The organism is Streptomyces europaeiscabiei (assembly GCF_001550375.1).
Classification (GTDB): Bacteria; Actinomycetota; Actinomycetes; order Streptomycetales; family Streptomycetaceae; genus Streptomyces; species Streptomyces europaeiscabiei.
Genome location: NZ_LRTR01000707.1, coordinates 1 through 15,457, shown reverse-complemented (window position 1 = coordinate 15,457; position 15,457 = coordinate 1). Strand labels below are relative to the sequence as shown.

Annotated in this window: 11 protein-coding genes and 2 pseudogenes; 6 read left to right on the top strand and 7 right to left on the bottom strand. The window is 70.7% G+C overall.

Features of this window, described 5'->3' with window-relative positions; all coding sequences use genetic code 11:
* A pseudogene (locus AWZ10_RS35125) lies at positions 1-428 on the bottom strand (hypothetical protein); the annotation flags it as partial.
* A gap of 233 nt (positions 429-661) precedes the next feature.
* Here AWZ10_RS35125 and AWZ10_RS35120 point away from each other — a divergent pair.
* Both AWZ10_RS35120 and AWZ10_RS35115 read left to right on the top strand, forming a co-directional pair.
* Positions 662-1,747, top strand: coding sequence for an adenosine deaminase (locus tag AWZ10_RS35120; RefSeq protein WP_060893032.1), 1,086 nt, complete (start codon positions 662-664; stop codon positions 1,745-1,747).
* 23 nt (positions 1,748-1,770) lie between these two features.
* Positions 1,771-2,457, top strand: coding sequence for a glycerophosphodiester phosphodiesterase (locus AWZ10_RS35115; protein WP_060893031.1), 687 nt, complete (start codon positions 1,771-1,773; stop codon positions 2,455-2,457).
* 126 nt (positions 2,458-2,583) lie between these two features.
* Here the strand turns inward: AWZ10_RS35115 and AWZ10_RS35110 are convergent, their stop codons facing one another.
* The 6 genes from AWZ10_RS35110 to AWZ10_RS35085 all read right to left on the bottom strand — a co-directional run bounded on the left by AWZ10_RS35110 (position 2,584) and on the right by AWZ10_RS35085 (position 10,893).
* Positions 2,584-4,278 carry an RNA polymerase sigma factor gene (locus AWZ10_RS35110; RefSeq protein WP_060893030.1) on the bottom strand — a complete coding sequence of 565 codons (1,695 nt, stop codon included), beginning with the start codon at positions 4,276-4,278 and terminating at the stop codon, positions 2,584-2,586.
* Between the two features lie 150 nt (positions 4,279-4,428).
* The gene (locus AWZ10_RS35105; protein WP_046704995.1) at positions 4,429-4,974 is read right to left on the bottom strand and encodes a hypothetical protein; all 546 of its coding nucleotides are present in this window, start codon (positions 4,972-4,974) and stop codon (positions 4,429-4,431) included.
* Between the two features lie 84 nt (positions 4,975-5,058).
* Positions 5,059-5,718 carry a YceI family protein gene (locus AWZ10_RS35100; protein WP_037696086.1) on the bottom strand — a complete coding sequence of 220 codons (660 nt, stop codon included), beginning with the start codon at positions 5,716-5,718 and terminating at the stop codon, positions 5,059-5,061.
* A 398-nt stretch (positions 5,719-6,116) separates the two neighbouring features.
* Complete coding sequence (locus tag AWZ10_RS35095) at positions 6,117-7,838, bottom strand: DUF8189 domain-containing protein (RefSeq protein ID WP_060893029.1); 1,722 nt, start codon at positions 7,836-7,838, stop codon at positions 6,117-6,119.
* Positions 7,839-8,190: 352 nt separating this feature from the next.
* On the bottom strand, positions 8,191-9,369 hold the full coding sequence (locus AWZ10_RS35090; RefSeq protein WP_046704994.1) for a polyamine ABC transporter substrate-binding protein: 1,179 nt from the start codon (positions 9,367-9,369) through the stop codon (positions 8,191-8,193).
* A gap of 87 nt (positions 9,370-9,456) precedes the next feature.
* A complete protein-coding gene (locus AWZ10_RS35085) occupies positions 9,457-10,893 on the bottom strand; it encodes a gamma-aminobutyraldehyde dehydrogenase (protein WP_046704993.1) in 1,437 nt (478 codons plus the stop codon).
* 164 nt (positions 10,894-11,057) lie between these two features.
* On the opposite strand from AWZ10_RS35085, the gene AWZ10_RS35080 reads away from it, so the two are divergent.
* From AWZ10_RS35080 to AWZ10_RS35065, 4 genes and pseudogenes are all read left to right on the top strand, one after another.
* Entirely contained in the window at positions 11,058-11,573 is a 516-nt protein-coding gene (locus tag AWZ10_RS35080) for an Lrp/AsnC family transcriptional regulator (RefSeq protein ID WP_046704992.1), read from the top strand.
* A gap of 19 nt (positions 11,574-11,592) precedes the next feature.
* Entirely contained in the window at positions 11,593-12,957 is a 1,365-nt protein-coding gene (locus tag AWZ10_RS35075; RefSeq protein ID WP_078935347.1) for an aspartate aminotransferase family protein, read from the top strand.
* A gap of 213 nt (positions 12,958-13,170) precedes the next feature.
* Positions 13,171-13,884: pseudogene (locus AWZ10_RS35070) on the top strand (ABC transporter ATP-binding protein); the annotation flags it as partial.
* Positions 13,885-14,318: 434 nt separating this feature from the next.
* Positions 14,319-15,457, top strand: a 1,139-nt coding sequence (locus AWZ10_RS35065) for a hypothetical protein (protein ID WP_060893028.1), incomplete at its 3' end; no start/stop codon positions are given.

Below are 15,457 nucleotides of genomic sequence, written 5' to 3'. Positions count from 1 at the left end.
GCAGCCGCCGGGCTCGACCACCCGGGCGGAACCGGCGCGACGGGCTCGGCGGAACCAGCGGACGCATCCGGCGCGACCGGCTTGTCCAGGGTGACCGTCGGGGCCGGTATCGCGTCCTCGGGCCGCGGAGCGGCGCCCGGCCCGATCGGCAGGGGAACGCCGTCGGCCACCGTCGGAAAGTCGGTCCCTTCGGTCACCGTCGACGGAATGGCGTCTTCGATCACCGTGGGCCGTACGGCGCCTTCGGTCACCGTCGGCAGCGTGGCTCCGTCGACCACCATCGACGGAACAGCGTCTTCGGTCACCGTCGGCAGCGTGGCACCGTCGACCACCGTCAGGGATGTCGCGGCGTCGCCCTGCGGGGACGCCCACGGGTCGGGCTGCGGGTCGGCCGGTGTCTCCGGGATCGGTGCCTCGTCGGACGGCATAAGTGGGTCCCCCTGTAGCGTTCCGTGCCGTTCTGCGTCGTCTTTTCCGTCGTACACGATCAGCTGTACGTTCGGTCATGCTAAGGCCCGGGGTTCAGCGTGCGGATCGCCGCCTACGATGATCCCCGAGTCATCGATCAGCCGATCACCCGCGTCCCCCGACGCAGACCACGGTCCGGGGCGGACGCCGTTCCCGGGGAGGAACCTTGACCGACCACCGCACCTCGCAGGGCGTGCCCGCGACCCCCGCCGTTCCCGGCGCGTCCACCGCTCCCGGCGCCTCCGGCACCCGCGATCTGCACACCTTCATCGCCGGTCTGCCCAAGGCCGAACTCCACGTGCACCACGTCGGCTCCGCCTCCCCCCGTATCGTCTCCGAGCTGGCCGCCCGCCACCCCGACTCCAAGGTGCCGACGGACCCCGAAGCGCTCGTGGACTACTTCACGTTCACGGACTTCGCCCACTTCATCCAGGTGTATCTGTCCGTCGTGGACCTGATCCGCACCCCGGACGACGTCCGGCTGCTGACGTTCGAGGTGGCGCGGGATCTCGCCCGGCAGCAGGTGCGGTACGCCGAGCTGACCATCACGCCGTACTCCTCCACCCGCCGCGGGATCGAGGAGCGGGCGTTCATGGAGGCGATCGAGGACGCGCGCAAGGCGGCGGAGGCCGAGTTCGGGACCGTACTGCGGTGGTGCTTCGACATCCCCGGTGAGGCGGGGCTCGACGCCGCCGAGGAGACGACCCGGCTCGCGACCGAGGACCGGGTGCGTCCCGAGGGGCTGGTGTCGTTCGGGCTCGGCGGGCCCGAGGTCGGCGTGCCGAGGCCGCAGTTCAAGCCGTACTTCGACCGGGCGATCGCGGCCGGGCTGCACTCCGTGCCGCATGCCGGCGAGACCACCGGGCCCGAGACGATCTGGGACGCGCTCACCGACCTGCGCGCGGAGCGCATCGGGCACGGCACCAGTGCGGCCGGCGACCCGAAGCTGCTCGCGCACCTCGCCGAGCACCGGATCGCCCTGGAGGTCTGCCCGACCTCGAACATTGCCACACGCGCGGTCCGCACCCTCGAAGAGCACCCCATCAAGGAGTTCGTGCGCGCCGGGGTGCTGGTCACCGTCAACTCCGACGACCCGCCGATGTTCGGCACCGACCTCAACACCGAGTACGCGGTCGCCGCGCGCCTCCTCGGCCTCGACGCGCAGGGGCTGGCCGCGCTCGCGAAGAACGCCGTGGAGGCGTCCTTCCTCGACGAGCCCGGCAAAACCCGTCTGTCCGCCGAGATCGACACCTACACCTCGGCCTGGCTGACCCCCTGACCCGATCGGGACCACCATCACCCATGCGCACCGTGACTGCCGTCGCCCATCGCGGCGCCCCCTACCGCCACCGTGAGAACACGCTCGACTCCCTGCGGGCCGGGCTCGACCTGGGTGCGGACGCCGTCGAGATCGACGTTCGGACGACCCGTGACGGCGTGCCCGTCCTGCTCCACGACTCGACGCTGAACCGGCTGTGGGAGGTGGAGCGGCCGCTGGCCGCGCTCTCCGCCGCGGAGCTGCGCGGGCTGACGGCGGACGGGGTGCCGACGCTGGCCGACGCGCTGCTCACCACCAAGGACAGCCGGGTCATGGTGGACCTGCCCGGCGCCGTGAACCGCCGGGCGGTGCGGCACATCCTCGACGTCGTACGGGAGTACGAGGCCGAGGAGCGCGTCTACTACAGCGCCGACGCGCCCACCCTGCTGGCCGTCCGCGCCGCCGCCCCCACCGCCGAGCTGGCCCTCACCTGGAAGACCCTCGCCCCACCCCGCCCCGCCCTCCTCGCCGCGATCCGCCCCCGCTGGCTCAACTACCGCTTCGGCCTGGTCACCCGCGCCCTGGCGGACCGCGTCCATCACGACGGCCACCTCCTGTCCGTCTGGACCCCCGACACCCGACGCTCCATGCGCCGTCTGATGGACATGGGCGTCGACTCGATCACCACCAACCGAGTCGACGCACTGTGCGCACTGCGGCAGCGCCCTTGAACGCGGTCCGTCTGCAGCGCCCTTCGGGGGCGCGCGGAGCTACGCGATCGACCACGACGCACCCACACCCGCCACACCGCGGATCCCCCGGGCACCCCGGGGGATCCGGCAGGCGACGACCGCCCTCTACACCTCCGACCGCTGCGCCACGGTCGCCGCGTCCCCCGGCTTCTCCCGCGTGACGTACTGCGGCACGGGCGCCGAGTCCTTGCCGTTGTCGCGGACCAGGCCGTAGCGAATGGCGCCCCGGTCCGGGCCGTAGGTGACGTCCTCGGTGACGGCGTCCCAGGTGGAGGGGGCGACGGTGATGCCGTAGTCGGCGCCGCGTTCGTTCTGGGTGAGGGTGACCGTGCCGTCGAGGTAGAAGTACTCGTTCTGCCACATCTGTTGGGTGCCGTCGGGCAGGACGGTGTATCCGGTGGCGGGGCCGCCCATGCCGGAGGTCCTGGCGTCGGCGGAGGTCGGGTCGTCCATACGGCGGCCGCCGCCCGAGGCGACGTGGAAGAGCCTGCCCTTCAGCCCGGTCCAGGACGGCATGACCAGTCCGCCCGGCCGGTACTGGGGCGAGATCTGCCAGCGGACCAGGACGTAACCCTCGCCCGTGAAGGTCACGTTGTCGCCGCGGTGGTTCATCACGGTCCGCGGGCCGCCGCTGCTGGTGAGGCCGGACTCGGGCCGGCGCGGGAGGGCGGCGGGCGGGGTGTCCCGGTCCGGCGCCTCGTCCGCGACGTCGACGACGGTGCCGTACAGGTCGGCCTTCCTGGTAGCGGACGGGGTGGCAGAGGCGGAGGGGGACGGTGAGGACGACGGCGACGTGGAGGGCGCCGGGGCGCGGGGCGTCGTGACCACCGGCGCGCGGGCCGTGCTGAGCGCGCTGGGCGCGGCCTGGGCAGGCCGGTCCTGCGGGGGCCGCGTGACGACGTACGCGCCCCCGGCGACGAACGTCGCGCCCGCCGTCACCGCCACGGCGGGCTTGGTGAGGGCGCCGAGCACTTTGGCGGACCAGCCCACCGAGGCCGTCGCGGCGGTCGCCGCGACGGCGGTCTTCCCGCCGAACGCCAGGGCCAGGGTGAAGCCGACGGGGACGGGGACCAGGGCGAGACCGACGAGGAGGTGTTCGGCCGGGACGACGACCTCTCCGGGGCGCCCGTGGCCGTCGCAGCGGGCGCAGCCACGGATGTGCCGGGCGATGCGCTTGCGCCACACCGAGTCGGGCCGCCCGCTCCAGCGGGCGGTGACCCGGCCCAGGTCGGAGCAGGAGGAGTCGAGGGCGCGGACGATGCCCCGCGCGGTCTCCAGGCGGGCCTTCATCCGCTGGACGCGGACGGCGGCGTGCTGTCTGCTGATGCCGACGGCGGCGGCGAGTTCGCGCCGGGTGAGTTCGCCCGCGACCTCCAGCCACCACAGCGACAACAGTTGCCGGTCCTCGTCGTCGAGCCAGCGGACCGCTTCCGCGACCTCCTTGCGCTGCCCCTCCAACTGCAGCCGCAGCACGGTCAGTTCGGCGAAGTCGGCGGCGGCATGGGCGTCACTGTCGTCGAGCCGGTCGGCGGTGCGGCGGCGCGCCCGGTCGCGAATCTGCCGCATCGCGATCGCGACCAGCCAGGAGCGGAAGCTGTCCGGATCGCGCAGCGTGTCGAGGTTGTCGACGGCGCGCAGCATGGTCTCCTGCACGACGTCGTCGACATCGGCGTGACCGTTGAGGGCCCGGCCGACGATGTTGTAGACGAGGGGCAGCCAGCCCTCGACCAGCTCGTCGAGGGCGCGCCGGTCCCCTGCCTGTGCGGCCGCGATGGTGGAGCGCCACTGCTGCCCGTCCACGTACGTTCCTTCCGGTCCCGCTGGGGTCGCCCTGCTCACTCGGCTGTGTTCCGTACCTTCTCAGCCATCTCCGTGACGTGGGGAACCTCCGAGGCGGAGATCACACTGCTCATACGGCTCGCTCCTGCACGTGGGGAAACAGGGGGATGCCTACGGAGACGGTGTGGAGGCGGCCGGGATAACAGTTTTCCGGTCCCATCCACCGGTGAGAGCCTCCAGCCGCTTGATCCGCTGCCGCAGGACGTACAGCGGGATCACCCCGAACACCCCGAACGACATGTCGATCACCGTCCACCAGAAGGGGATGCCCCGGATCGGGCCGCAGATCAGAGCCAGCGGGACGATCCCCGCGCAGGCGATCATGCCGAACTCGACGACCCAGATGTTGCGGACCGGGTCGCGGTAGGGGCCGTAGAAGGCCACCGCGATCACGAGGTGCGCGAAGGCCAGCCAGTCGGTGCCGTACAGGAGGAAGGGGTACGCGGCGTCGGCCTCGTCGAGCCCCGCCCGTACGCGCTCGATCCACTCCACGAGTCCCGGCAGGTACTCCCCGACGGACAGCGACCGCAACAACTCCTCGGTCCACCGCAGCTCGTGGACCAGCGGGAACGCGGTGGCGCCGCTCAGCACCAGACAGACGACGAAGAAGATCAGCCACGCACGGATGCCCTTCAGCAGGGCGGCTCTGTCGCTCATGCGGCGAGAGTACGCCCCTCCTTGAACGCGTTCAAAAGTGGGGGCCCGGCAGGTGCCGGGCCCCCATGGGAACGCGACCGGGCGTCAGCCGCCGGGAATCGAGCGGATCACGGCGAGGTCGAACTGCAGGCGCACCTTCTCGCTCACCATGGCACCGCCCTCCGCGAGCCGCTGGTTGTACGTGAGTCCCCATTCGGAACGGTTGATGGTGGTCGTCCCGTCGAAACCGACCCGCTCGTATCCGAACGGGTCCATGACGTGCCCTATGTAGGTGAGTTCCAGATCGACGGGACGGGTGATGCTCTTGATCGTGAGTTCTCCGGCCATGCGGTAGACGTCGTTGCCCACCGGGCGCACCGCCGTACTGACGAAACGCATGCGTGGATAGGTCGCGGCGTCCAGGAAGTCGCGGCCCATCAGATGATGGTCGCGTTGTTGCACTCCGGTGTCGACGGACGTGGTGGACAGCACTATCTCGGCCCGTGAACGAGAGGGATCACGGCCGTCGAAGTAGAGCCGGCTCTGATACTCGGTGAACGCCCCGCGCACGGTCGTCACCAGGGCGTGCCGGACGGAGAAGCCGATACGGCTGTGTGCCGCGTCGATCATCCATTCGCCGGTCAGTATCGCCAGGGCGGGATCGGACGGGCCGGTGGAAGGAAATGCCTGCGACTCGTGGGGGAGTTGCGAGGCCGTGGGGGCTGCCGGGCGGCGCAGGGACGCAGCACGGGTGAACAGGTTCATGCTTCACGTAACTACGGCACGACGGAATGCACCGCAACCCTTCGTCGTCCGATCCGTCGGGTCCGAATGGACTCCGAAAGGCTGATAAAGCGCCACCCCGCGACAGACAATTGCACTATCTCCACAGGGTCGCCACGATTTACCCGCCGCAATTCGCCTCGGGAGGGCCGGAATTCGCCCCCGTATTCGGTGCCGCCCCTTGAGCGCCACAAGGACTCGGTCCAGCACCGGGAACGGGACGGGACCGTAGTGGTGGAATCGAGGAGGACGAGCCCGGAGGCCTCTCTCCCCCCGCCACCGGCGGGAAGGCGAAGGCAGGGGGCGCCTTCCGGCGCCCCCTGCCGCGTGACCGAGTCGGCCGGGCATCGGCCTCAGGCCCGAGTCGGCCGGCCCCGGCCTCAGAACCAGCCGTTGCTGGGCGCGGACTGCCAGAGGTGCCACAGCCCGCCGTCGAGGCCACGTGCGAACACCTCCATCCGGCCGTCGGCGTTGGAGCCGACCACCGGGTCCGAGATGCCGCCGCCCAGTGATTCCCAGCCGCTCCAGCCGCTACTGGGAGCCACTTGCCAGATGTGCCAGAGCGCACCGTCCAGACCGCGCGCGAACACCTCCATCCGACCGTCCGCGTTGTGCCCGACGACCGGGTCGGTGATGCCGCCGCCCAGCGACGCCCAGCCGCTCCAGCCATTGCTCGGCGCGGTCTGCCAGATGTGCCACAACGCCCCGTCCAGACCGCGCGCGAACACCTCCATCCGACCATCCGCGTTGAGGCCCACCGTGTGGGGCCCGACGATCCCGCCGCCGAGGGACTCCCAGCCGCTCCAGCCACTGCTCGGCGCGGTCTGCCAGATGTGCCACAACGCGCCATCAAGACCGCGCGCGAACACCTCCATCCGACCATCCGCGTTGGACGCGACAACCGGGTCGGTCAGACCCCCGCCCAACGACTCCCAACCGCTCCAGCCATTGCTCGGCGCGGTCTGCCAGATGTGCCACAACGCCCCGTCCAGACCGCGCGCGAACACCTCCATCCGACCGTCCGCGTTGAGGCCGACGCAGGGAGCGCCCTGGATGCCGCCGCCCAGTGATTCCCAGCCGCTCCAGCCGCTGCTGGGAGCCACCTGCCAGATGTGCCAGAGCGCACCGTCCAGACCGCGTGCGAACACCTCCATCCGACCGTCCGCGTTGGACGCGACGACGGGATGGGTAAGCCCACCACCCAAGGACGCCCAGCGGGGGCGGGTGCCGTAGACGGAGCGGGCTCCGGCGATGTCGTCGTCGGTCAGTTCGCGGCGCGGGCCGCCGTAGAAGGCGAACATGACCGCCGAGTTCTCCGCCGAGTGGTCCAGCCCGATGCCGTGGCCCAACTCGTGCAGGGCGACGGTCGGCAGGTCGGTGCCCGTGGCGGGCAGGTTCACCGACCAGGTCTCGGCCTCGTCGAAGTGGCAGTCACCGGCCAGGGAACCGCCGGCGGGCGGCGGGTAGTAGCAGTGCGCCAGGACACCGCCCATTCCGTCGAAGGAGTTCTGCGTGCCGTCCCCGTGGTCGCCGCTGAAGAAGCCGATCTGCATGTCGCCACCGGCCGCGTTCTCGACGAACGTGAGCGGGCTGACGGCGGACCAGCGGTCGAACGCGCCGCGCACGGCCGTGTTGACCTCGGCCGCGGTCAGGTCCGGAGTCGTGTTGGACAGGGAGTAGCTGACGGTGAGACTGGCCCATCGGCTGCCCTGTGCGACGAAGGGGGCCACGGAGCCGTCGCCGTCGGCCGACGCGATGTCCGGGAAGCCGCAGCGGGGCCTGCTCATCAGTTCCAGGGTCTGGTCGTCGACGTTTCCGGTCGTTTCGAGGCCGTGCTTCTTCTGAAACAGGGTCACCGCGGTCTTCAACTGCTCGTCGTACACCCGGGGGTCGGGCAGTTCGAACGCCATCGCCGAGCGCCACCAGGGGTAGCGGCTGGCCAGGTCGGGGTTGGGGAAGTACCCGAACCGCCGCAGGTAGCGGTACACCTGCTCGACGTGGTCGCCGGCGTCACCCGGTGCGACGGCATGGCGCGGTGCGATGTGTTCCCGCTCCGGCGCCATCATGGCCGCGGAGCCCGACTGCCTTCGGTATTCGGTCATCGTCTCGCTCCTTCTCCTGTTTCCTCCGACGCGGCGTCGTTTCATCGACCACACGCCGGCTGGGGCGGACCGCACAGGGTCCCTCGGTGAGCAAAGGCGCAGCGGAGAAGCAAAGAAGCAAGGGAACAAAGAAGCGGGGGAGCGTAGAAATGCCCCCGCACGAGTGGACGGCGCCCAGGGGCCGAGGAGGATGGGAGGTAAAGGCGTAACGCCAGATCCGTATGCTTGCTCGGTTACGGCCATGGCCTGGCTGTCGCCCTCCACGCAACGCTACGGCGCGGCCGAGGGAGCGGCAACCGCAGCGGCATTCACAAGCATGGCGGTGTGTGCGGTCGCGAATATCCGCCTCGTCCTACAACCCCACGATCCCGTTCCACCGGCGCGCGAACTCCCGCCGTTCCTCCGACGTGATGTCCCGCGCGACGGCGAGATGGGCGCGCATGGCGTCGTCGGGGAAGATCAGGGGGTCCTCGGCGAGGGCGGCGGTCTCCTCGTCCTTGGCGGAGGCCAGGACGTCTCGGGCGGCGGGGACGGGGCAGACGTAGTTGACCCAGGCGGCGAGTTCGGCGGCGACCTCGGGGTCGTAGTAGAAGTCGACGAGGCGTTCGGCATTGGTCTTGTGGCGGGCGAGGTTGGGGATCATCAGGGACTCGGACCAGAGTTCGGCGCCCTCCTCGGGGACGACGAAGCGGATGTCCGGGTCGTCCGCCTGGAGTTGGATGACGTCACCGGAGTACGCCTGGCATACGAGGACGTCCCCGCCGGCGAGGTCCTTGATGTAGTCGTTGCCGGTGAAGCGGCGGATGTGGCCGGTCCGGACGCGGGACTCGACCTGGTCGCAGACGGTGTGGAAGTCGTCCGCGGTCCAGCGCGTGACATCGACGCCGTTGCCCTGCATCAGCAGCGCGAACGCCTCGTCCAGACCGGAGAGAAGGGTGACCCGCCCCTGGAGATCGTCCGCCCACAGATCGGCGACACGACGTATCTCGCGGCCCACCGTCCGACGGTTGTACGCGATGCCGGTGATCCCCGACTGCCACGGCACGGTGAATCGGCGGCCGGGGTCGAAGGCGGGCGAACGCAGCTGCGGATCCAGATACTCGGTGACGTTCGGCTGACCCGCCCGGTCCATCTCCTGGACCCACCCCAGCCGTACGAACCGGGCGCACATCCAGTCACTGATGACGACGAGGTCGCGGCCGGTCCGCTGGTGATTCATCAGGGCCGGGCTGATCTTGCCGAAGAACTCGTCGTTGTCGTTGATCTCCTCGACATAGTCGACGGTGATCCCGGTCCGCTCCTCGAACGCCTCCAGCGTCGGCCGCCGCGAGTCGTCCTCGTCGTCGGTGTCGATGTACAACGGCCAGTTGGCCCAGCTCAGCCGCTTGTCACGGGCCGAGAGATCGACTCCGGCGCGGTTCTGGGGTGCCACGTAGGCGGCGGGCACCCCGCACCCGGGGAGCGCGCCGAGCGCCGCGCCCGCGCCGACGGTGCGCAACAACGAACGGCGGCCGATGTGCGGGAGGGACATCCAGGCAGGATGCCATCCCCGCGCCCTGAAGGGGCGCGGGGAACCGCGCGAGCAGCCGCACACGACCCGCGGCCGCCGACGAACCGCTCAGCCCAACGAAGTCATCACGTGCTTGATCCGCGTGTAGTCGTCGAACCCGTAACCCGAAAGGTCCTTGCCGTACCCCGACTTCTTGAACCCGCCGTGCGGCATCTCCGCGACCAGCGGAATGTGCGTGTTGATCCACACACACCCGAAGTCCAGCGCCTTCGACATGCGCATCGCCCGCGCATGATCCTTCGTCCACACCGACGACGCGAGCGCGTACTCGACCCCGTTCGCCCAGCCGACGGCCTGTGCCTCGTCCGCGAACGACTGGACCGTGATGACCGGCCCGAAGACCTCCTTCTGGATGATCTCGTCGTCCTGCTTCAGTCCGGAGACGACGGTCGCCGCGTAGAAGTACCCCTTCTCACCGACCTGGTGCCCGCCGGCCTCGACCTTCGCGTGGGCGGGCAGTCGCTCGATGAACCCGGCGACCTGCTTGAGCTGGTTGGGGTTGTTGAGCGGCCCGTACAGCACGTCCTCGTCGTCCGGCTGCCCGGTCTTCGTCTCGGCCGCCGCCTTCGCGAGCGCGGCCACGAACTCGTCGTGGATGTCCTCCTGGACGAGGACGCGGGTCGCGGCCGTACAGTCCTGCCCGGCGTTGAAGTAGCCCGCCACCGAGATGTCCTCGACGGCCTTGGCGATGTCGGTGTCGGCGAAGACGACGACCGGCGCCTTGCCGCCCAGCTCCAGGTGGACGCGCTTGACGTCCTTGGCCGCGGACTCGGCGACGGACATACCGGCTCGCACGGACCCGGTGATGGACGCCATCGCCGGGACGGGATGCTCGACCATCAGTCGTCCGGTGTCACGGTCGCCCGTGATCACGTTGAAGACGCCCTTGGGCAGGATCGCCCCGATGATCTCCGCCATGAGGACGGTCGAGGCCGGCGTCGTGTCCGACGGCTTCAGCACGACCGTGTTGCCCGCGGCGATCGCCGGCGCGAACTTCCACACGGCCATCATCATCGGGTAGTTCCACGGCGCGACCTGGGCGCAGACACCGACCGGCTCACGGCGGACGATCGAGGTCATCCCCTCCATGTACTCGCCGGCCGACCGGCCCTCCAGCATCCGCGCGGCGCCCGCGAAGAAGCGGATCTGGTCCACCATCGGCGGGATCTCCTCGGAGCGGGTCAGCCCGATCGGCTTGCCCGTGTTCTCCACCTCCGCCGCGATGAGTTCCTCGGCCCGCTCCTCGAACGCGTCGGCGATCTTCAGCAGGGCCCGCTGGCGCTCGGCCGGGGTCGTATCGCGCCAGGCCGGGAACGCGGCCTCGGCCGCAGCCATCGCCGCGTCGACATCGGCCTGGCCGGACAGGGGCGCGGTCGCGTAGGCCTCGCCCGTCGCGGGGTTGACCACCTCGGTGGTCCGTCCGTCGACGGCGTCACGGAATTCACCGTCGATGTAGTTACGCAGACGACGCAGCTCGGTGCTCACTGCCGGCCCTCCAGATGTGGGTGTCCATTCCTTGAGACAACACCCTAATCCGCCACCTCACGTTTTCAACACCCCCGACACCCCACTCGCTGCGAAATCCGCAAGCAGTGAGCCCTCAAACAACGAATTTCATCGATCCAGCCTTGCGGAACTGTCGAGACGTCGTGCACAGTGTGGCCGTGGCCAGTCGAAGCGCAGATCAGAAGGACCCGCGGGAGCCCAGGAACGGCACTCCGCAGCTGGACGCCGTCTCGCTCGCCATCGTCGAGCAGCTCCAGGAGGACGGACGGCGGCCGTACGCCGCGATCGGCAAGGCCGTGGGCCTGTCCGAGGCGGCCGTGCGCCAGCGCGTCCAGAAGCTGCTCGACCAGGGCGTGATGCAGATCGTCGCCGTCACGGACCCGCTCACCGTGGGCTTCCGGCGTCAGGCGATGCTCGGCATCAACGTCGACGGCGACCTGGATCCCGTGGCGGACGCCCTGACGGCCATGTCGGAGGTCGAGTACATCGTGATCACCGCAGGCTCCTTCGACCTGATGGCGGAGGTCGTCTGCGAGGACGACGACCACCTCCTGGAGGTCATCAACAAGCGCATCCGGACCCTGCCCGGCGTGCGGTCGACGGAGAGTTTCGTCTACCTCAAGCTCAAGAAGCAGACCTATATGTGGGGAACCCGATAACCGTGAGGACGGACAAGCCGTGAGCCCCAAGGACCTCAGCCAGACCGCGTACGACCACCTGTGGATGCACTTCACCCGCATGTCCTCGTACGAGAACGCCCCTGTCCCCACCATCGTCCGGGGCGAGGGTACGTACATCTACGACGACAAGGGCAAGCGGTACCTCGACGGTCTCGCGGGTCTCTTCGTCGTCCAGGCGGGCCACGGCCGCACCGAGCTGGCGGAGACCGCGTTCAAGCAGGCGCAGGAGCTGGCCTTCTTCCCGGTGTGGTCCTACGCCCACCCGAAGGCCGTCGAACTGGCGGAACGTATCGCCTCCTACGCGCCCGGCGACCTGAACAAGGTCTTCTTCACCACCGGCGGCGGCGAGGCGGTCGAGACCGCCTGGAAGCTCGCCAAGCAGTACTTCAAGCTCCAGGGCAAGCCGACCAAGTACAAGGTCATCTCCCGCGCGGTCGCCTACCACGGCACCCCGCAGGGCGCCCTGTCCATCACCGGCCTGCCGGCCCTGAAGGCTCCCTTCGAGCCGCTGGTGCCGGGCGCGCACAAGGTCCCGAACACCAACATCTACCGGGCCCCGTACTTCGGTGACGACCCGGAGGCCTTCGGCCGCTGGGCCGCGGACCAGATCGAGCAGGAGATCCTCTTCGAAGGCCCCGACACGGTCGCGGCGGTCTTCCTGGAGCCGGTGCAGAACGCGGGCGGCTGCTTCCCGCCGCCGCCCGGATACTTCCAGCGGGTCCGTGAGATCTGCGACCAGTACGACGTGCTGCTGGTGTCGGACGAGGTCATCTGTGCCTTCGGCCGGCTCGGCACGATGTTCGCCTGCGACAAGTTCGGCTACGTCCCGGACATGATCACCTGCGCCAAGGGCATGACCTCGGGCTACTCCCCGATAGGCGCCTGCGTGATCTCGGACCGGATAGCCGAACCGTTCTACAAGGGCGACAACACCTTCCTGCACGGCTACACCTTCGGCGGCCACCCGGTCTCCGCGGCCGTCGGCCTCGCCAACCTCGACCTGTTCGAGCGCGAGGGGATCAACCAGCACGTTCTCGACAACGAGGACGCGTTCCGGTCCACGCTGGAGAAGCTCTACGACCTGCCGATCGTCGGCGACGTCCGCGGCAACGGCTTCTTCTACGGGATCGAGCTGGTCAAGGACAAGGCGACGAAGGAGAGCTTCGACGACGCCGAGACCGAGCGCATCCTGTACGGCTTCCTGTCGAAGAAGCTGTTCGAGAACGGCCTCTACTGTCGTGCCGACGACCGCGGCGACCCGGTCGTCCAGCTCGCGCCGCCGCTGATCTCCGACCAGTCGACCTTCGACGAGATCGAACAGATCCTGCGCGCGACGCTGACGGAGGCGTGGACCCTGCTGTAGCCCTCCGGCGTTCCTGTCGGCGCCGCCTGCCCGGTCTTTCAAACGGCCCGGGACGCACCCATCCGAGTGAGATGAGGGCGTCCCGGGCCGTGTGCTGTCCGGCCCCCGCCACCCTGACTCCCTAGCGTGCCCCTGTAACCGATCGGCCCTGCCTTCGTTCCCCCGGACGGGGGGCTCCCCCGGCAATCCTGATCCGAACCGAGGTGTACGCCCATGGTGGCCCCGCCGGACAACGACGTGCTCTGGGCACGCGGTCTGACCTACGCGCACGACGGCTCGCCCGCGCTGCAAGGCGTGTCGATGGCCGTCAGGGAGGGCGAGATCCTCGCCGTCACCGGCCCGCGCGGCAGCGGCAAGACCACGCTCCTGCGGTGTCTGTCCGGACAGCTGCGGGTGCAGCGGGGCGAGGTGTGGTTCAACAGCGTTCCCGTGCACACCATGGGTCCGCTCGCCCGGGAGCGGCTGCGTCGCGACCGCTTCGGCTGGATCGACCCCGAGCCGGTCCTCGTCCCCGAGCTGAACGTCTGGGAGAACACCGCCCTGCCGCTGATGCTGCGCGGCACGGGCCGCCGGGCGGCCAAGGCCGCCGCCCTGGAGTGGCTGGAGCGCCTCGACATCCGCGACGCGGCCCGCAAGCGTCCGCGCGCCCTCCTCCAGTCCGAGCGCCAGCGGGTGGTCGTCGCCCGCGCCCTGGTCGCCGCCCCCACCGTGCTCTTCGCGGACGAGCCGACCGCCTCGCTGCACCGCGCCGAACACACCCACGTCCTGCGCACCCTCACCACGGCGGCCCGTTCGCACGCCATCACGGTCGTCCTCGCCACCCACGACCCCGAGACCGCCTCCCTCGCGGACCGCACGGTGCCCCTGCTCGACGGACGCCAGGTGAAGACCGTCCACCTGCCCTCCGTCACGGGAGACAGGGGCCGCCCCACCCCCGAGGGGAACAAAGGCCCCACCACCGCAGGCAGGGGCCGACGCACCGCCGCGGGAGGGGGCGGTGCGAACACGGAACGGGCAGGCCGACCCGGCACCGAGCGGGAAAGCCGACCGGCCACCGAGCAGAGAGGCCGACCCGCCACCGAAGCGCAAGGCCGACCCGCCACCGACCCAGCAGGTCCGCCCGCCGCCGAAACGGAACACCCGTCCGCCACCGCAGGCAAGAGCCTCCTCGACACCGGGCAGGAAGGCCGACCCGGCGCCGAGCGGGGAAGCCGGCCCGCCGCCGAGCGGGAAGGTCGACCGCCCGCCGAAGGGGGAGGTGAGTCCGCCGTCGAGCAGAGGGGTGGGTCCGCCGTCGCAGGGGAGCGCCCGTCCGTCGTCGACGGAGAAGAGCGGGCCGCCGACGGGGAAGGCCGGGCCGCGTGCTCGCTCTCCGCCTAGCCCGCCGGGCCCACCCCGCCGTCCAGCTCCGGCGCCTCCTGGTCGCCGCGGCCACCGGCGGCACGGGCTTTCTGCTGCTCTGCGCCCTCGGGCATGCCATGGCCCACCCGCACGCCCCGGCCGGTTCGGTGCTCCGCCTGGCCTGGTGCGTCCCTCCCGCCGCCGCCACCGTGTACTTCGCGGTGACCGTGGCCCGCACCGACCCCGGTACCCGGCCCCGACCCGGTCTGTCCGCGATCGGCCTCGGCCCCGGCCGGCTGATGGCCATCTCGGCGGTCACGACGGCCCTGTCCACCGTCCTCGGCTCACTCCTCGCCCTGCTCGTCTTCCTCCATCTGCGCGGCGACCTCACGGGCCTGCCCTTCGACGGCGCCGCGACCGACGCCCTTGCCGCCGGGCGGCCCCTGCCCCTCCCGGCGGCCCTCACCCTCCTCGCCCTGGTACCGGCCGTCGCCTCCGTCACGACCGCCCTCGTTCTGCGCCCCGAGCACACCGGCGCCCAGCCCGCCGGGCTCCGGAACCGCTTCATGGCGTACGACACCTTCGTCATCGGCCGGCGGGCCGCGTCCCCGGCGGGCGCCACGAGGTACGAGGAGGAGGAGCCGGGCGAGGAGGCCGCCGCCACGAACCCCTTGGAGCCGACGGAACCGGCGGCTCCACGCCCCGCCCCCGGCGGCCTCCCCTGGGGCGTCGCCGTGCTCGCGGTCGGCCTCGCCGTCGAGACGTACGCCGGACAGTCCGACGACGGCTCCGGCCTCAGCCTCCCCGGCGGCTTCGCGGACAGCCCCGCCGGAGTCCTCGGCGGCTGGCTGCTCACCGCACTCGGGCTGGTCCTCACCGGGCCGGGGCTCACCCACCTCACCGGGCGCCTGCTCCAGTCCGTACGCCCCGGCGCACTGCGCCTGCTCTCCGGGCGCGTGCTCCAGGAAGAGGCCCGGCGCATCGGGCGCCCGCTCGGGGTGCTGTGCGCGGTGACCTCCGGGGCGTACGCCATGGTGACGCTGTCCTCCGGCGTGCGCCCCACGGTCGGTCCGCTCACTCTGCTGGGCGCGCTCGTGGTGGCCGGCTGCGCCGTGCTCACCCTCGCGACAGCCGCCGTCGAGGCCCGGCGGGCGCACGC